The sequence below is a fragment of the Trinickia dinghuensis genome (assembly GCF_003367175.1).
GTDB classification, from domain to species: Bacteria; Pseudomonadota; Gammaproteobacteria; order Burkholderiales; family Burkholderiaceae; genus Trinickia; species Trinickia dinghuensis.
The window spans coordinates 1-16,962 of sequence record NZ_QRGA01000010.1 but is presented as its reverse complement, the minus strand read 5'-3'; the positions used below and the strand labels follow the sequence as shown (position 1 = coordinate 16,962).

General features: G+C 62.8%; 16 protein-coding genes and 1 pseudogene. 14 read left to right on the top strand and 3 right to left on the bottom strand.

Annotated features, from left to right (window positions below; genetic code table 11):
• Positions 1-184 precede the first annotated feature (184 nt).
• The 8 genes from DWV00_RS18220 (at position 185) to DWV00_RS18185 (ending at position 8,832) form a co-directional block, all read left to right on the top strand.
• A complete protein-coding gene (locus DWV00_RS18220; protein ID WP_115535262.1) occupies positions 185-1,015 on the top strand; it encodes a nitrilase family protein in 831 nt (276 codons plus the stop codon).
• Positions 1,016-1,075: 60 nt separating this feature from the next.
• Entirely contained in the window at positions 1,076-2,257 is a 1,182-nt protein-coding gene (locus DWV00_RS18215) for a substrate-binding protein (RefSeq protein ID WP_115535013.1), read from the top strand.
• Between the two features lie 72 nt (positions 2,258-2,329).
• On the top strand, positions 2,330-3,163 hold the full coding sequence (locus tag DWV00_RS18210; RefSeq protein ID WP_115535012.1) for a branched-chain amino acid ABC transporter permease: 834 nt from the start codon (positions 2,330-2,332) through the stop codon (positions 3,161-3,163).
• 55 nt (positions 3,164-3,218) lie between these two features.
• Positions 3,219-5,003, top strand: coding sequence for an ABC transporter permease subunit (locus DWV00_RS18205; RefSeq protein WP_245964950.1), 1,785 nt, complete (start codon positions 3,219-3,221; stop codon positions 5,001-5,003).
• Positions 5,000-5,707 carry a branched-chain amino acid ABC transporter ATP-binding protein gene (locus DWV00_RS18200; RefSeq protein WP_115535010.1) on the top strand — a complete coding sequence of 236 codons (708 nt, stop codon included), beginning with the start codon at positions 5,000-5,002 and terminating at the stop codon, positions 5,705-5,707. The genes DWV00_RS18205 and DWV00_RS18200 overlap by 4 nt, the downstream gene beginning before the upstream one ends.
• A 38-nt stretch (positions 5,708-5,745) precedes the next feature.
• Positions 5,746-7,029 (top strand): amidase, encoded by a 1,284-nt coding sequence (locus DWV00_RS18195; protein ID WP_115535261.1) that lies wholly within the window; start codon positions 5,746-5,748, stop codon positions 7,027-7,029.
• A 16-nt stretch (positions 7,030-7,045) separates the two neighbouring features.
• Entirely contained in the window at positions 7,046-8,215 is a 1,170-nt protein-coding gene (locus DWV00_RS18190) for a transporter substrate-binding domain-containing protein (RefSeq protein ID WP_115535009.1), read from the top strand.
• Entirely contained in the window at positions 8,212-8,832 is a 621-nt protein-coding gene (locus DWV00_RS18185) for an ANTAR domain-containing response regulator (protein ID WP_115535008.1), read from the top strand. Before DWV00_RS18190 ends, DWV00_RS18185 begins: the two co-directional genes overlap by 4 nt.
• 39 nt (positions 8,833-8,871) lie before the next feature.
• Here DWV00_RS18185 and DWV00_RS18180 read toward each other — a convergent pair whose 3' ends face one another.
• Positions 8,872-9,507 (bottom strand): class I SAM-dependent methyltransferase, encoded by a 636-nt coding sequence (locus DWV00_RS18180; protein WP_115535007.1) that lies wholly within the window; start codon positions 9,505-9,507, stop codon positions 8,872-8,874.
• Between the two features lie 312 nt (positions 9,508-9,819).
• Between DWV00_RS18180 and DWV00_RS18175 the strand changes: the two genes are divergently transcribed.
• From DWV00_RS18175 to rbsD, 6 genes are all read left to right on the top strand, one after another.
• A complete protein-coding gene (locus tag DWV00_RS18175) occupies positions 9,820-10,785 on the top strand; it encodes a sugar ABC transporter substrate-binding protein (protein WP_115535006.1) in 966 nt (321 codons plus the stop codon).
• An 88-nt stretch (positions 10,786-10,873) separates the two neighbouring features.
• Positions 10,874-12,439, top strand: coding sequence for a sugar ABC transporter ATP-binding protein (locus DWV00_RS18170; protein ID WP_115535005.1), 1,566 nt, complete (start codon positions 10,874-10,876; stop codon positions 12,437-12,439).
• A gap of 37 nt (positions 12,440-12,476) precedes the next feature.
• Complete coding sequence (locus tag DWV00_RS18165; RefSeq protein WP_115535004.1) at positions 12,477-13,475, top strand: ABC transporter permease; 999 nt, start codon at positions 12,477-12,479, stop codon at positions 13,473-13,475.
• A 24-nt stretch (positions 13,476-13,499) separates the two neighbouring features.
• Positions 13,500-14,537 carry a LacI family DNA-binding transcriptional regulator gene (locus tag DWV00_RS18160; RefSeq protein ID WP_115535003.1) on the top strand — a complete coding sequence of 346 codons (1,038 nt, stop codon included), beginning with the start codon at positions 13,500-13,502 and terminating at the stop codon, positions 14,535-14,537.
• A gap of 5 nt (positions 14,538-14,542) precedes the next feature.
• Positions 14,543-15,493 (top strand): ribokinase, encoded by a 951-nt coding sequence (gene rbsK / locus DWV00_RS18155; protein WP_115535260.1) that lies wholly within the window; start codon positions 14,543-14,545, stop codon positions 15,491-15,493.
• Between the two features lie 9 nt (positions 15,494-15,502).
• Positions 15,503-15,901, top strand: coding sequence for a D-ribose pyranase (gene rbsD / locus DWV00_RS18150; protein WP_115535002.1), 399 nt, complete (start codon positions 15,503-15,505; stop codon positions 15,899-15,901).
• A gap of 36 nt (positions 15,902-15,937) precedes the next feature.
• Here rbsD and DWV00_RS18145 read toward each other — a convergent pair whose 3' ends face one another.
• Together DWV00_RS18145 and sdhB are read right to left on the bottom strand one after the other, a co-directional pair.
• Entirely contained in the window at positions 15,938-16,681 is a 744-nt protein-coding gene (locus DWV00_RS18145; protein WP_425452800.1) for a sulfite exporter TauE/SafE family protein, read from the bottom strand.
• Positions 16,682-16,859: 178 nt separating this feature from the next.
• Positions 16,860-16,962 (bottom strand): annotated as a pseudogene (gene sdhB, locus DWV00_RS18140) (succinate dehydrogenase iron-sulfur subunit); the annotation flags it as partial.

The window sequence follows — 16,962 nt, the reverse complement described above, 5'->3', positions numbered from 1 at the left end:
TTGCCGGGCTTCATGGGCAATCAGCGGCAACGATGCCGCGCTACACATGGAAGGCTATGCAGCCCCCGAACTTGCGTACTACGCCAGTTCGGGGGCTTTTTGCTTTTGGAGAACGAAATTGGAAATCAAGCAGTGCACTCCCGTCGAGCAGGGCATCAACAGTCCCGTCGTCGCTTGCGTGCAGATGGAGCCGCACGTCGGCAAGAAGCGCGAAAACGTGACGCGATCGATTCGCTACATCGAGGAGGCGGCACGCAATGGCGCTTCCCTGGTGGTGCTGCCCGAGTTAGCCAACACGGGGTACGTCTTTGCCGACAGAGAGGAAGCGCTCGCGCTCTCGGAAGAACTGTCGGACGGAGAAACAACGCAGATCTGGGGGGATGCCGCACGCCGGTTCGGTGTTTATATCGTCGCGGGCATTGCCGAACGAGCAGGCAAGCGACTCTTCAATTCGGCTGTTTTTATCGGTCCTACGGGAGTGATCGGTGCATACCGAAAGCTTCATCTGTGGAATGACGAAAACCGCTTCTTCGAACCCGGCAATCTCGGCGTGCCGGTATTCGATACCCCCTTGGGACGAATCTCGATCGCCATCTGCTACGACGGATGGTTTCCCGAGGTCTATCGGTTGGCGGCCACGCAAGGTGCCGACATCGTCTGCGTCCCGACGAACTGGGTGCCGATGCCGGGACAACCGGCCGATCGAGGCGCCATGGCCACGACACTCACGATGGCTGCCGCGCACAGCAACGGTTTGATGATCGCTTGTGCGAATCGGATCGGCACGGAGCGCGGCCAGTCCTTCATCGGCCAGAGCCTGATCGTCGGCGGCGACGGATGGCCTTTGGCCGGCCCGGCCAGTCGCGATCGCGAGGAAATCCTGTATGCCGCGCTCGATCTAGAACGCGCGCGTGCCGGACGCACGCTGAACGCATTCAATCACGTCCTGCGCGATCGGCGCTCCGACGTGTACGACCCGATGCTGGGCACTGGCTGGACTTCCTCGCCGGCATAGGCGAGCCAACGATGTCCGCATGAACCTGAATCCAATCCTACGATACGTGAAGGAGACACCATGAAACCGTCCAAACTACAGATGATCGTTGGCGCCGTCGGTGCCGTCAGCATCGTCGCGGCCGCGCTCGCGTCGAGTACCGCTTCATACGCCGCGGAACCCATCAAGATCGGCGTTGCCGTCGGTTTGTCCGGCGCCAACAGCGTCGTCGCGCCCGCGGTCGTGCAGTCGTCGCAACTCGCCGTCGACGAAATCAATGCGGCGGGCGGCATCCTCGGGCGAAAAGTTCAGCTCGAAATCGCGGACGACGCCTCCGGCGCAGTCGGCGCGCAAAAGGCCTACGACACGCTGGTCTTTCAAAAGAACGTCGATGCCGTGATATCGATGGAAACGAGTGCGGCCCGCAACGCGGCGCTGCCCATCGTGGCCCGGGGAAAGAAGCCGTTCATCTACACGTCGTTCTACGAAGGCAAGTCCTGCAGCCCGTGGATGTACGTCAACGGCTGGGTGCCGGACCAGCAGGTCGCCCCGGTGGTCGACTACTTCGAGAAAAGTAAAGGTGCGAAGACGTTTTACCTGATCGGCAACGACTATGCCTTCGGACGCGGCATGCTCGACTTCACGGCGAAATACATCACGCTGCACGGCGGAACGGTGATCGGCGAAGAATACTTGCCGATCGACGGCACGGACTGGACGCCGATCCTCTCGAAGATCCGCTCGGCGCATCCGGACGCGCTGATCAGCGCGACGGCCGGCGGTGCGCCCAACGTCGCGCTAGCCAAGCAATTGAAGGCGTCGGGGTTGACGCTGCCGTACGGCAACCTGGCCATCGACGAAGGCACCGCGAAGAGCATGGGGGATGTTGCCACCGGCATCTATATGTCCGGCTCCTACCTGACGAGTATCGATACGCCCGAGAACAGCAAGTTCCTCGCGGCCATGCGCAAACGCTTCGGCAAGAACTTGAAGACGCCGAACGAGCTTTCGGAGCCGCAATACGAAGCGTTTTTCCTCTACAAGGCCGCGGTCGAAAAAGCCGGTACGACGGATCCCGACAAGGTCATCAAGGCACTCGGTCAAGTGTCGTTCGACGGGCCGCGCGGCCCCGTCACAATGGACGAGAGCCGTCACACGCCGCTTGCGATGCGGCTCGGCCAGATCCAGACGGACGGCTCGGTGAAGATCCTTCAGACATTCACGGATGTCGACCCGGGCAAGCAATGCCCGAATATCAAGTAACGGTTTGAGAAAGCACGTTCGCCTGCTTGCCCATCAACAGCATGGGCGGGCGAACGTGAACGGGAGAGGGACATGGTTTTGGCATTGGACGTTTTAACGACCGCGGCGATTCTGTTTATCGTGACTGCCGGGTTGATGGTGATTTTCGGCGTGATGAAGATCGTCAACTTCGCGCATGGCGCGCTGCTCACGATGGGCGCCTATGCGAGCTTCGTGGTGACGCAATTGAAGCTCGACCCTTGGGTCGGCGTGCCGCTCGCGCTGGTTGTCGGCGTAGCAGTGGGCATGGTCGTCGAACAAGTGATCGTACGCCCGCTGTATAAGCGCCCCCTCGACGCGATCCTGGCCACATGGGGGCTCGGCATCGTGATCGGCCAACTCATCGTCATGGCGTTCGGCCGCGAGGTGCAGTTCGTCGAAACGCCGCTGAAAGGAGCGATCTCGGTCGCGGGCACCGAGTATTCCGCGTACCGCCTGCTATTGATTCCGATCGCCGTGGGTTTGTGCGCGCTTCTGACCGCGCTGCTTTCCGGCACGCGCTTCGGCGTGAAGACCCGCGCGGTCATCATGAACGAAGACCTGGCGCGCGGACTCGGGATTCATTCGGGCCGAATTCGCTTCATTACGTTCAGCCTCGGCGCCGCGCTCGGCTCGTTGGCCGGAACGTTGATCACCCCGCTGTCGAGCGTCGAGCCCAACATGGGGCTCGCTTATCTGATCAATGCCTTCATGCTGGTGATGGTGGCCGGGTATTCGATGGTCAGCCTGCTGGTCACGTGCGTGGTATTCGGCGCATGCCAGGTTCTCGTCAGCACCTTCGTCAGTCCGGTATTGGGCGGCCTGACTATCGCCGTGCTTGCCGCTTTCACGTTGCGCATCCGTCCGCAGGGGTTCTCTCATGGCTAAGGTTACTGCGTCGCCGGGCAATGTCGGCATTGGACAGCGCGCGGCCGACAATCGGATGCGGCATATGCGCGGATTGCTCCTCGTCGGCGGGCCGGCGATCGCGCTTCTGATCGCCGGCCCATTCCTGTTCGGCACGTATCTGCTGAACGTCCTGATTCAAGCGTTCTTCTTTTCGATCGTTGCGGTGACCGTGGATGTGCTCTGGGGCTACACGGGTTATCTGACGTTCGGCCAGTCCGCCTTCTTCGGCATCGGCGCCTACGCGGCCGGTCTCGTCTTCACACATGGCGGGTTTTCACCGGGCTACGTGTTGCTCGGACTCGGCGCCGCGGTCGCGGTGGCCGCGGCCGTCGCTGCGGTGCTTGGCTGGCTGTCCTTCTATCGCGGTGCATCGCCGTTCTTTGCGACCGTCATGTCGCTCGTGCTGCCGATCGTGCTGTCCCAATTGCTGTTGTCGGGCGGCGAATGGACGGGCTCCAGTTCCGGCCTGACCGGGTACGAAACATTCGATCTGTCTCTACAGGCATGGTACGGAGTCGCGGGGGCGGGCTTGCTGATCATCGCAACGCTAGCCTGGTTCTTCGTGCACAGCGATGGCGGTCGCACGTTGGTGGCGATTCGCGACAACGAGTCGCGGTGCCTGTACCTCGGTATCGATACGTCGCTCGTCAAGATCGTATTGTTGATCGTTGCGGCAATCGTTGCCGGTATCGCAGGTTTTGGTTATGGGGCGTTCAGCGGCGTGGTCGCGCCGGAACTCACCGGGTTCGTGCTCGGCACGCAATTGATCATCTGGGTGGCGCTTGGCGGCCGAGGGACACTGTGGGGGCCGGTCGTCGGCGCGCTCTTGATCAATGTCGTAACGTCGTACCTCAGCGGCAGCTTGCCGTTCGCATGGCAATTGATTCTCGGCGCGGCCTTCGTGGCCGTCATCGTCTTGCTTCCACAGGGGCTCGTGCCGCTGCTCGCGAGGCCGTTCCGTAGGCTGGCCGGTGCCGGCACACAACCGATCCTGGTCGAGCGAGCCGTACAAGCGCCCTCCGCTCAGGCGGCCTCGGAACCGGCGCTGCAAATGAACGATGTCGCAAAGAACTTCGGCAGCCTGAAGGTGCTGCAGGGTATCGATCTGCATGCCGATGCCGGCGAGTTGGTCGGTTTGATCGGCCCGAACGGCGCGGGCAAGACAACATTGATGCGTTGCATGAGCGACGGCGCCGAACGATCGGCGGGACGCGTCGTGCTGTGCGGCAACGATATCAAGCAGCTTCCGCCGAATCGCGGCGTGCGGTTCGGATTGGGCCGGAAATTCCAGAATGCGAATATCTTCGATAGCCTGACGGTTGCGGAATGTCTGCGGATCGCGGGTACGCTGATCGAGCGGCCTTCGCTGTTTCGGCGCTCGAACTCGCTGGCGCTACCGTCCTATGCGCTCGAAGTCGTTCGCGCGACGGGCCTCGACCGGAAGCTCGGCGCCGTGGCGAAGGATCTGTCGCACGGTGAGCAGCAAGCGCTGGAGCTCGCGATGGTGCTGGCGCTGGAGCCGCGCATCGTTCTGCTCGACGAACCGACAGCGGGGTTGACCAAGACCGAACGCACTCAGATCGGGAGCGTCCTGGCCTCGTTGGCCCACCGATATCGGCTCTGCTGTCTGCTCGTCGAACACGATCTCGATTTTGTCGCCGAGATCGCCACACGGATCGTGGTCCTTCATCACGGACGCATTGTCATGCAAGGCAGCTTCGATGAAGTCGTCAATTCGGAGCTCGTCAAAACGATCTATGCGGGGACGCCGCAGTCCGCGGCGGGCAACGGTTCCGGCAATCACGGGGACGCATCATGAGCGCGATCGCATTGAACTTGCAGGACGTGACCAGCGGATACAAGGCTTCGATCGTGCTGCGCAAGCTGTCGATGGCGGTGTCGAGCGGCGAGGCCGTCGCATTGCTCGGCAAGAACGGCATGGGCAAGTCCACCTTGCTCAAGACGATCATGGGCTATCTGCCGAAGAAGAGCGGTGCGATCCACGTGAACGGACTCGACATCACGCGTGCGCCGTCGCACCAGATCGCTCGGGCCGGAATTGCCTATGCGCCCCAGGAGCACGCGCTGTTTCAAGACCTCACCATCCGCGACAACCTGCGGCTCGGACTGCCGAAAGTATCCGTCTTCGACGAGCGCTTCGCGGAAATCGAGCCGGTTTTTCCGGTGTTCAAGAGTCGCCTCAAGCAGTACGCCGGAACGCTCTCCGGCGGCGAACAGAAAATGCTGCTGGTTGCCAGAGCGTTGATGATGCGCCCGTCGGTCATTCTGCTCGATGAAATCACGGAAGGCCTGCAACCCTCGGTCATCGATCGTCTTGCACAAGCGCTGCTGTGGGAGCGCAAGCGCCACGGCACGACGCTCCTGCTCGTCGAACAGCACGTTCCGTTCGCCCTGCAGGTTGCGGACCGCTTTGCCATCTTGAAGCAAGGCGAGATCGTCGACCACGGCGATGCGAAGGATGAAGGCGCGGCGGAATCGATCTTCGGTCACTTGCGCGTCTGATGGGTCTTTGATCGCTCAAAACGGGAAACATGAATCCGATGATTGCCAATTCTCTTTATCAGCCTGTCTCGGGATTGAAACTCGCGCTTGGAGCCGGTGACGGTTCTCGTGACCGTGGCGCCATGGTGCTCGACTCGCTCGCACGCATCGACGAAGTCGATCCTCGAATCAATGCGATGACTGTCGTGATACCGCGCGAGGCGGCAATGGCGAATGCCGTGGCTGCGTCGGGGCCTTTGGCCGGCATTCCGGTTGCGGTGAAAGACATTTACGACACGCATGATTTGACGACGAGTTACGGGTCGCCGATCTATGCCGGACATCAGCCCCAATCCGATGCCGCCATCGTCACGCTTTTACGCCGGAGCGGCGCGGTCATCGTCGGTAAGACGACGACCAGCGAGTTCGCGTATATGGCGCCGACTGTGACGCGCAATCCGTGCGATATGGAAAGAACGCCCGGCGGGTCGTCGTCGGGATCCGCCGCTGCCGTGGCAGCCGGAATGGTGCCGTTCGCAATCGGCTCGCAAACGGGCGGCTCGACGATCCGCCCGGCATCGTTTTGCGGGATCGCCGGCTATAAGCCCACCTTCGGATTGCTGCCGACTGTCGGCATGAAATGCTTCTCGTGGTCGTTCGACACGGTAGGCCTTTTCGCCGCGAGCGTTGCTGACGTGGCCTACTTGGCTCAGGCCTTGTCGGGGCGCCAACTCGCGGTCGGCGATGCGGGAGACATGCCAGTGGTTGGCGTTCCGGAAAGCTATCCATGGACGAAGGCATCGGCCAATGCGACCGCGGTGCTGGATGTCGCCATTGCAGCGATCGAAGGGGCGGGCGGCCGCGTGAAGCGGATTCGGTTCGATTCTTGGATGGCCGATCTGATCGACGCGCACGACACGATTCAAAGCTACGAGGCGTGGCGCGCGCTGGGATACGAGTACGATCATCGTCGAAACGACTTGTCGCCCCTGCTTGCCGGATTCATGGATCGGGCGGGCTTAGTGGACACGGCGACCTATGCGAAGGCGTGCGCCTTGATGGGGCATGCCAGGGATAGACTCGCGCAATTGTTCGAGGGTGTCACCGCGCTCCTGACACCGAGCACGCCCGATGAGGCGCCGGTGGGATTCGATTCGACAGGCGACCCCGCGTTCAATCGGAATTGGACGCTCCTCGGGTGTCCCTGCGTCAACGTGCCCGGATTGCAAGGCGAACGAGGGGGCTCGATTGGCGTGCAGATCATCGGCCGGCCGTGGGACGACGCACGATGCCTGAGTGCCGCGGCGTTCGCCGAACGCGCGATTGCGGCGTATCGTGCGTGAACGCAGGAGTTGCTTCATGACTAACGAAAGCCAACCTTCGAGCAAGGGGCGCGACGAACAGTGGCGCATCGGTGTTCTGTATTCGCGAGCCGGCGTGACGTCAGCGACCGAATCGGAACACTTCTTCGGCACCGTGCTCGCGATCGAGGAAATCAACGCGGCGGGTGGCGTCGCCGGGCACCTTCTCGATCCGGTCGTCTACGATCCCAAGGGCGACGCGGACGAATATCGCCGCCTAGCCACGCGTATGCTGCAGGAAGACGACGTGACGGTCATCTTCGGGTGCTCGACTTCGTCGAGCCGCAAGGCCGTGCTGCCGGTAATCGAGCGGAACAACGCGCTATTGTGGTATTGCTCGATCTATGAAGGATTCGAGTATTCGCCCAACGTGATCTACACCGGCGCGGTGCCCAATCAGAACAGCATGCAACTCGCGGCCTGGCTGCTGCGCCACGTTGGGCGCCGGTTTTTCCTCGTCGGTGCCGATTACATCTATCCGCGCGAATCGAACCGCATCATTCGAGACATCGTGGAGGACCATGGAGGCGAAATCGTCGAAGAAGTCTACCTGCCGAGCGACGCCGATCCGGCTTCGCTGAAAACCGTCATCGACGAAATCGAGTCCGTCGGCCCCGATGTGGTTTTTTCGACGCTGATCGGTCGCGGGGCGCGGACCTTCTACACGATGTACCGGGAGCGGGGCTTCGATCCGGCGCGCCATCCGATCGCCAGTCTGACCATGACCGAAGGCGAGATTCGCATGATCGGTCCGGAACTTTGCGGTGGCCATATCGTTGCAGCGAGCTACGTCAATACGCTGGACAACGAGAGCAATCGCCGCTACTTGGACGCGTGGCGCACGCGATTCGGAGACGAGCCTGCCAGCATGTGGTCGGAGATGGCTTACAACCAAGTGCATCTATTCGCCCGAGCGCTTGCGCGGGCGCAAAGTCTCGATACGGCGAGATTGGTCGAAGCCGTTCATGAAGTGGAATTCGATTCGCCGGAAGGCATGCTCAGGATCGATCCCGGCAACAACCACGCTACCCTCACGCCACGCATCGCGATTTGCAGAGCGGACGGCACGTTCGATGTCGTATGGGAAAGCCGCGGCCCTGTCAAACCGGATCCCTATCTCACCACGTATGGCCTAGCCGAATTTTGGCTCGATGGGGAACGTTCATGACCACTGGCGCGCGTCGTTTATTCGATGATCTGCGCTCGCTGCGGGTGGCCGTCATCCATCCGCCGGGAGAGGACCGAAGCGTCCTGGAGGAGCAGTTGCGCCGCATCGGCTGCCCGGTTCGCGCGATTTGGCCGTTTCCTACCCAGTTGCCGGCGGATGCCGACGTCATATTTTTTCTGGTGGGACCGGAGCTTCGAAGTGCCGGCAACTGGTGTGCGGCGGATACAGCCGCGACGCTGATTGCTTTGTCCGACTACGAAAATCCCACGGCGCTGAAAATGCTAGTGGATACGCAGGCACATGGCGTGATAACGAAGCCGTACCGTTCCAGCGGGATTCTGAGCACGCTCGTGCTCGCCCGGGCCTCGTCGGGCTACCAGCAACGGTTGCAAAACAAGATCGGCAAGCTGGAAGAGGCAATCAAGGCACGCCGCCATGTCGAAAAGGCCGTGCGCATCCTGATGGAGGCGCAGCGGCTTAGTGAGAGCGAGGCCTACGAGCACATGCGCTCGCGCGCCACAGGGTTGCGTGTCACGGTGGGCGAGATCGCCACGATGGTGATCGACGCGTACGAGGCGATCGAAAAGCTTGGGCTGGGGAAGGCGCCTAAGCTTTGAACGGCCGAATCGTGTCGTATGGGCAACCGCCGCGACAGGTCACGCTGCGGCCGGCTTGCGCCAGACACTCGCGAGCCAAGGCTGCTGATCGCGCGGCAATCCAGCCGGGCGATAGTAATGCTCGAGCTCGAAGAACCCCGCATCCACCATATACCGCGACCACGCTTCGAGATCGTGGAAAGCGCCGTATCGGCCGCCGGTCCAGCCCTCCTGATTCGTGCCACGCGGGTTCGAGCTGAATAGCACGCCGCCTGGCTTCAGTGTCGCGTGCAGTTGCCGAAGGACGCGCGGCAATTCTTGGCTCGGGACATGGAACAACGAGGCGTTGGCGAACACGCCGTCGAAGCGTGCAGCCGGCAGGTCCAAGTGCAGAAAATCCTGCAGCCACACCTCGCAACGGGTCTCTTCACGCGCCATCGCGACGAAGCGCTCGGCGCCGTCGACGCCCACCGCTCGATGACCCAGGGCGGTGAACGCTTTCAGATCTCGTCCCGGCCCGCAGCCGAAGTCGAGAATCGCAAAAGGCGGCTCGGCGTCGATGTGGCGCAGCAACGCCGCGATGTTCTGCGTAACGTCGTGATCGCGCGTGCCTTCACGGAACGGCTCGGCGTTCGCGTTGTAGTGCTGCAATGTGGCGGCACTGATCTGTTCGAGTTCGGGCGGGATGAGTGTCATGGGAGAGGGCCTTTCGTGCTCGCCAGGATACTGCACTTCGCCGCCGGCAACCGCACGGGTGCCCCGAACGCTACCGCTCCTCAGACATCTTTCGTTTTCCTCCCAACTCGGCCCTTTTCATGACGCGCCGCACAACATCCACTGGTTGACTTTAGAAATCGTCTCCTCGAATATTCGATCCGCAACCGGTTGCGCGCCACGTTTTTCCGTTAAATAAGCGGATTTTGTTGCGCAACCGGTTGCGCAACAAGCTGCGAAAATTCAGTAAGCAGTCGCGGAAAACCAAATCGAACGATTCCCAGGAGACATCCCATGAAGACCCCCGTCCGTCGCCGCATGCTCGCCGCATGCATCGGGTTGGCCGCTGCCGTCATGCTGCCGCTCGGCTCGCAAGCGCAGGCCCAGGAAGCCGCTCATAAACCGAAGGTCGCCCTCGTCATGAAGTCGCTCGCGAACGAGTTCTTCCGCACGATGGAAGACGGCGCGAAGGATTACCAGAAGCAACACGCCGCCCAATTCGATCTGGTGTCGAACGGGATCAAGGATGAAACCGACACGGCCGCGCAGATCCGCATCGTCGAGCAGATGATCGTGTCGAAGGTCGATGCGATCGTGATCGCGCCGGCCGATTCGAAGGCCATGGTGCCTGTGATCAAAAAGGCGATCGACGCCGGCATCATCGTCGTGAATATCGACAATCGTCTCGACCCGGATGTGCTGAAGTCCAAGGGGATCACGGTGCCGTTCGTAGGCCCCGACAATCGCAAGGGCGCGCGCCTGGCCGGCGACTATCTCGCCAAGACGCTGAGCAAGGGCGACGAAGTCGGCATCGTCGAAGGCGTGTCCACGACGACGAACGCACAGCAGCGCACGGCCGGCTTCAAGGACGCCATGGCGACGGCCGGTGCCAAGATCGTCTCGGTGCAGTCGGGTGACTGGGAAATCGACAAGGGCAACGCCGTGGCGCTGCAAATGCTGAACGCCGATCCGAACATCAAGGCGCTGCTGTGCGGTAACGACAACATGGCGCTCGGCGCCGTCTCCGCGATTCGCGCGTCCGGCCGGGCAGGCAAGGTGGCTGTCATCGGCTACGACGATATCGACGCCGTGAAGCCGATGCTGGCCGACGGCCGCATCTTGGCCACGGTCAACCAGTTCGCCGCCAAGCAGGCCGTGTTCGGCATCGATACGGCGCTCAAGGCGATCCATGACCACGAGAAGCAGAGCCAACTGGCGAGCGTCGTCGAAACGCCGGTCGAACTGGTCGTCAAGAAGTAAGTTCGCTGAAAAGCAAGCTAGCAAGCCGCATGGCCGGATCGGATCACGGATGGGGCTTTGCCCTGGTGCTCTTGAAGGAGGTGGGTGCATGAGAGCAGTTACAACGAGCACGCAGGAACTTGCGCCGCCCGGCAGTCCCGTGCTCACGGTCGCCGGGGTGGGCAAGACCTACACGGTTCCGGTCCTGGCCGGCATCGATCTCACCCTGAACGTGGGCGAAGTGCTCGCGCTCACGGGCGAGAACGGTGCGGGCAAGAGCACGCTGTCGAAGATCGTCAGCGGTCTGGTGAAGCCGACATGCGGCGCGATGCACTATCTCGGGCAAGCGTACGCGCCCGCGAGCCGCCGGGAAGCGGAAGCGCTCGGCGTGCGGATGGTGATGCAGGAGCTGAATCTCTTGCCGACGCTGACCATCGCCGAAAACTTGTTTCTGAACAACCTGCCGGCCGTCAAGGGGATTGGCTGGATTTCCCGCAAGCGTCTGCGCGAAGACGCGCGCGTGGCGATGGCGCGCGTCGGGCTCGAAGCGCTCGATCCCGATACGCCCGTCAGCGAACTCGGGATCGGCCACCAGCAGCTCGTCGAGATCGCCCGCAACCTGATCGGCGATTGCCGCGTGCTGATACTCGACGAGCCCACCGCGATGCTGACCGGGCGCGAAGTCGATCTGCTGTTTCATCAAGTCGAGCGGCTCAAGCGCGACGGGGTGTCGATCGTCTATATCTCGCACCGTCTCGAGGAATTGGCGCGCATCTCCGAACGCGTTGCCGTGCTGCGCGACGGCAAGCTCGTCAGCGTCGGGCCGATTTCCGAGTACACCACGGATCAACTCGTAACGCAGATGGTCGGCCGCGATATCGGCGAGACGATCGACTTCGGCGAGCGCACGATCGGCGCGCCGATGCTGCGTGTCGACAAACTCTCGCGCGGGGCCGCGGTTCAAGACGTCTCGTTCGAGGTGAAGCGCGGAGAGATTTTCGGCATCAGCGGCTTGATCGGCTCGGGACGGACCGAACTGCTGCGGGCGATCTTCGGCGCCGATGCGAAAGACGCGGGCACGGTATCGATCGGTACGCCGCCTCGGCCCGCGCACATCAATACGCCTTCCGACGCCGTCAGGCATGGCATGGCGTTGATCACCGAGGATCGCAAGAGCGAAGGCCTGATGCTGACGCAGTCGATCGCGTCGAATCTCGAGCTCAACAATTTTGGCGTGGTGTCGCGCTTCGGCTGGATCGACAGCGCCCGCGAAAGGGCGCTTGCGCAGCGCCATATCGACGCGATGCGGATTCGCTGCTCTAGCGGGCAGCAGAGCGTCGGCGAACTTTCCGGCGGCAATCAGCAGAAGGTCGTGATCGGACGCTGGCTCGAACGCGACGCCGATGTCCTGCTGTTCGACGAGCCGACGCGCGGGATCGACGTGGGCGCGAAGTTCGAGATCTACAGCCTGCTCGGCGAGGAAGCGAAGAAGGGCAAGGCGCTCGTCGTCGTGTCGAGCGAATTGCGCGAACTGATGCTCATCTGCGATCGGATCGGCGTGATGTCGGCCGGCAAGCTCGTTCGCATCTTCGATCGCGACGAATGGACCCAAGACGATTTGCTGGCCGCGGCATTCTCCGGCTATGCGAAGCGTGACGAGCTACTGACGTATTGATGTATGGATGTATTGACGTATTAAAGAGAGAAACACGATGACGATTTCCTCAAACACGCCCGTCGACGTCGCGGCTCCGAAAGGCAAAAGCCCCGCACGGTTCGAACTCACCAGCTACCTCGGCCTGATCGTTGCGCTCGCCGCGATGATCGCGCTGTTCTCCACGCTCAGTTCGCACTTCTTCACGTACGAAACGTTCGTCACGATCGCCAACCAGATTCCCGATCTCGTGGTCATGTCGGTCGGCATGACGTTCGTGCTGATCCTCGCCGAGATCGATCTCTCGGTCGGCTCCGTGCTCGCACTGGCGGCTTCGGCCGTCAGCGTGGTCGCGCTGCAATGGCACTGGAGCGCGATCCCCGCGGCCCTCGCGGGGCTCGCCCTCGCCGCGCTTGCTGGTGGCTTGACGGGGATGGTGACGGTTGCCTGGAGAATCCCGTCGTTCATCGTCTCGCTCGGCGTGCTCGAAATGGCGCGCGGGCTCGCCTATCAGTTGACCGACTCGCGCACGTCCTATATCGGCAGCACGTTCGATTGGCTGGCCAACCCGTTCGCGGGCGGCATTTCACCGGCGTTCGTGATCGCGATGGTCGTCATGGTGGTGGCGCAATTGGTGCTGCGGCGCACCGTGTTCGGCCGCTGCCTCATCGGTATCGGCACGAACGAAACCGCGGTGCGGCTCGCCGGCATCGATCCGCGTCCCTACAAGGTGATCGTGTTCGCGCTGATGGGGGCGCTCGCCGGGCTCGCATCGCTGTTTCAGGTTTCGCGCCTCGAAGCGGCGGATCCGAACGCCGGCGTCGGCATCGAGCTGCAAGTGATCGCGGCCGTCGTCATCGGCGGCACGAGCCTCATGGGCGGGCGCGGTTCGGTGATCAGCACGTTTTTTGGCGTGCTTATCATCTCGGTACTGGCAGCGGGGCTCGCGCAGATTGGCGCGAACGAGCCGACGAAACGTATCATCACGGGGGCGGTCATCGTCGTCGCAGTCGTGCTCGATACCTATCGCAGCCGCCGCGGGGCGAGACGCGATTAAGGGCAGCCGGGCGTTACTTTCATTATGTGGACTATCCGAGACGTAGCTCAGAGGGCGGGCGTGTCGTACACGACGGTGTCGCACGTCCTGAACAACACGCGCCCGGTCAGCGAGGACAAGCGCGCGCGCGTGCTGGCGGCCATTGCCGAGATGAACTACGTGCCGTCGGCGCCGGCGCGCTCGCTCAAGGCGAAGACGACGGCCACGATCGGTCTCATCGTACCGAACAACACGAATCCTTATTTCGCCGAGTTCGCGCGTGGGATCGAGGGCTCGCTCAAGCGCCGCGGCTACTGCGTCATCCTGTGCAACTCCGACAACGACATCCTGACGCAGCGCGAGTGCCTGCGCGTGCTGCATCAGAACCGCATCGACGGTCTGATCGTCGCATCGGTGGGCGAGGACGCGTCGGTGGCGGACGATTTGAAGGCCGTGCGCGTACCGGTCGTGATCGTCGATCGGCCCATTGCGGGGCTCGATGCGGATCTCGTCCAGATCGACCACGAGGCCGGCGCGATGATGGCGACGCGCCATCTGCTCGATCTCGGTCACACGCGCATCGGGTGCATTGCCGGCGCGAGCGACACGGCAGTCAGCGCGACCCGCGTCGCCGGCTTCAGGCGCGCGATGGCGGAGCGCGGCGTGGAAGTCTTGCCGGGTGCGGTCGCGGAGGGCAGTTTCACGTGCCCGGGCGGCTACGCGGCGGCATGCGAACTGCTGGACGCCGTTTCGCCGACGGCCATTTTCGCGAGCAACGATATGATGGCGATCGGTGCGCTGCGCGCGGCCGCCGAACGCGGGCTGCGCGTTCCGGCCGATTGCTCCATCGTCGGATTCGACGATGTCGAAATGAGCCGGTACGTGTACCCGGCGTTGTCGACGGTGGGGCAGGCGATTTTGCGTCTTGGCGACGCGGCCGCCAATGCCTTGCTCGCGCGGATCAACGGCACGGTCACCGGCCCGGCGCAAACGCATATGATCGAGCCGCGCCTGCTCGTGCGCGAGTCCAGTTCGCGCGTGGTCGAGCGGGCGGGACATGAAGCGAATCAAATAGCCCGATGACATCGATGAGAACTACTGCAGTGGAACAACAGTCAGGTCGCGTGACCGTGGTGGGCAGCCTCAACATGGATCTCGTGATTCGCGCTCCGCGCTTGCCGAGCGCGGGCGAGACGCTGGCCGGCCGGTCGTTCGACCACGTGCCGGGCGGCAAGGGCGGCAATCAGGCGGTTGCGGCCGCGAGGCTGGGTGCCCAAGTCGCGATGATCGGGTGCGTCGGCGACGACGACAATGGAAAGCAACTCGTGGCGGGGCTGCATCGCGACGGCATCGACTGTAACGGCGTTGCGACCGATGCAGCGCTGCCGACCGGCGTCGCGATGATCGTCGTCGACGATGCCGGCCAAAACGCGATCGTCATCGTGGCGGGCAGCAACGGTGCGTTGATGCCGGCGGCGATCGCGGAGCAGGAGGCGGCAATCGCGCAGGCCGACGTGCTCGTCTGTCAGTTGGAAGTCCCGGGCGAGACCGTGCTCGCTGCAATGCAAAAAGCGCACGCGCTGGGGCGGACGGTGGTGTTCAATCCCGCTCCCGTGACCGGACCGCTTTCCCGCGAGTGGCTCGAATCCTCGGACTTCGTGATCCCCAATGAGATCGAGGCATCGGTGCTTTCGGGTGTTGCCGTCGATTCGCCGGAGAGCGCGCGGCGCGCGGCGAAGGTGCTGCAGCAGGGCGGCGCGCGCAACGTGATCATCACGCTCGGCAAGCGCGGCGTGCTGGTGCTGGCCGAGGGCGAAGGCGAGGAGGCGGGCAAACACTACCTCCCCGCCGAGGTCGAAGCGATCGACACGACGGCAGCCGGGGATACCTTCGTGGGCGGGTTTTGCGCGGCGCTCGCCGCGAAGCGTCCGCTCGACGAAGCCGTGCGCTTCGGCCAGGCCGCGGCGGCGCTATCGGTGACGCGGGCCGGGGCGCAAACCTCGATTCCTTATTTGCACGAAATCACGTTCCAAGGTTGATTGACGGAAATGAAGAAGACGGAGTTGCTGAACAGTGCGTTGTCACGTCTCGTGGCGACGCTGGGCCACGGAGACAGGGTGCTGATCACCGATGCCGGGATGCCGGCTCCGCATGGATCCGGGGCGGAGATCATCGATCTCGCGCTCACGCGCGGGGTGCCGGACTTCGCGACCACCGTGCGAATCTTGCTGACCGAGATGCAGGTCGAATCGCATGTCGTCGCAAGCGAAACGCTGGCGCGCAACGACGCTTGGCTTGCGAGCGAATGGGCCGGCCGCATCGGTTCGCGCCAAGTGGTCTCGCATGAGGAACTGAAGCGGATGTCGCGTCTCGCGCGCGCCGTGGTGCGTACGGGCGAGTGCACGCCCTACGCGAACCTGATGCTGGTGGCGGGGGTGACTTTCTGATTTTTCCGGGCGACGGGCGCCCCAGGCGGCTGCCAATCAGCTAATCGGTTTGACGAACAACCCGATCGTCAACGCAACGCCGATGCAGACGATCGCGATACGCAGGACGCGCTCGTTCACGCGGCGCAGCGCCCAGACACCGGCCAGCCCGCCGATGATGGCGCCGGCTCCGAGCGCGATCGCTTCGCGCCAGTGAAGCAGCGAAGACGTCACGAAAATCACCACGGCCGCGGCGTTCATCACGCCGGCGAGGGCGTTCTTGGTGGCGCCCGCGTTGCGCGTGGGCAGTCCTGCCATCGTGAGGGCGGCCATCATCAGAAAGCCGATGCCGCCGCCGAAATAGCCGCCGTAAATCGCGATCAGGAATTGAACGAAGGCGGCGGCGATCGGCGAAAGGTGCGCCTTCGTTTCTTGTGCTTTGCGAAAGAAGCTGCCCCAGGTGAAGACGGCGGTGGCGAACAGCACGAGCCAAGGCACGAGCTTCGTAAACACCGAAGACGGCGTGACGAGCAGCAGAATCCCGCCCACCGCGCCGCCGACAATACTGACGCCGAACAACACGGAGAACGGCAGCTTGGCGGCGCCGCTGATGAGGCGCCGGCCGGCGAACCCCGAGACGACTTGCCCGGGAAAGAGCGCGACCGTCGAGGTGATATTCGCGGCAAGCGGCGTCATGCCCGAAATGATCAAGGCGGGCAGCGTGACGAACGAGCCGCCGCCGGCGAGCGTGTTTTGGAGTCCGGCCCACAGGCCGGCGACGACAACGAGGGTTAGCAGCATGAATCGAGCGCGGAAAGGTTGGCGGTACTGAACGGCTCGATCCTACCTTGTTTAAGCGTGCGACAGCAAAGTCGGTGCCGCGAACAAGGATCGACCAAGGGCAAATCAAATAAAAAAGGCCAGCGAAAATCGCCGGCCTTTCGAGTCCCAAAGTTCGAGGCGGATTGAAGCCCGTTCTTTAAACCGTCCGTCGCACCATCAGTTCCTTGATCTTGCCGATCGCCTTCGTCGGGTTGAGCCCCTTCGGGCACACGTCGACGCAGTTCATGATCGTATGGCAA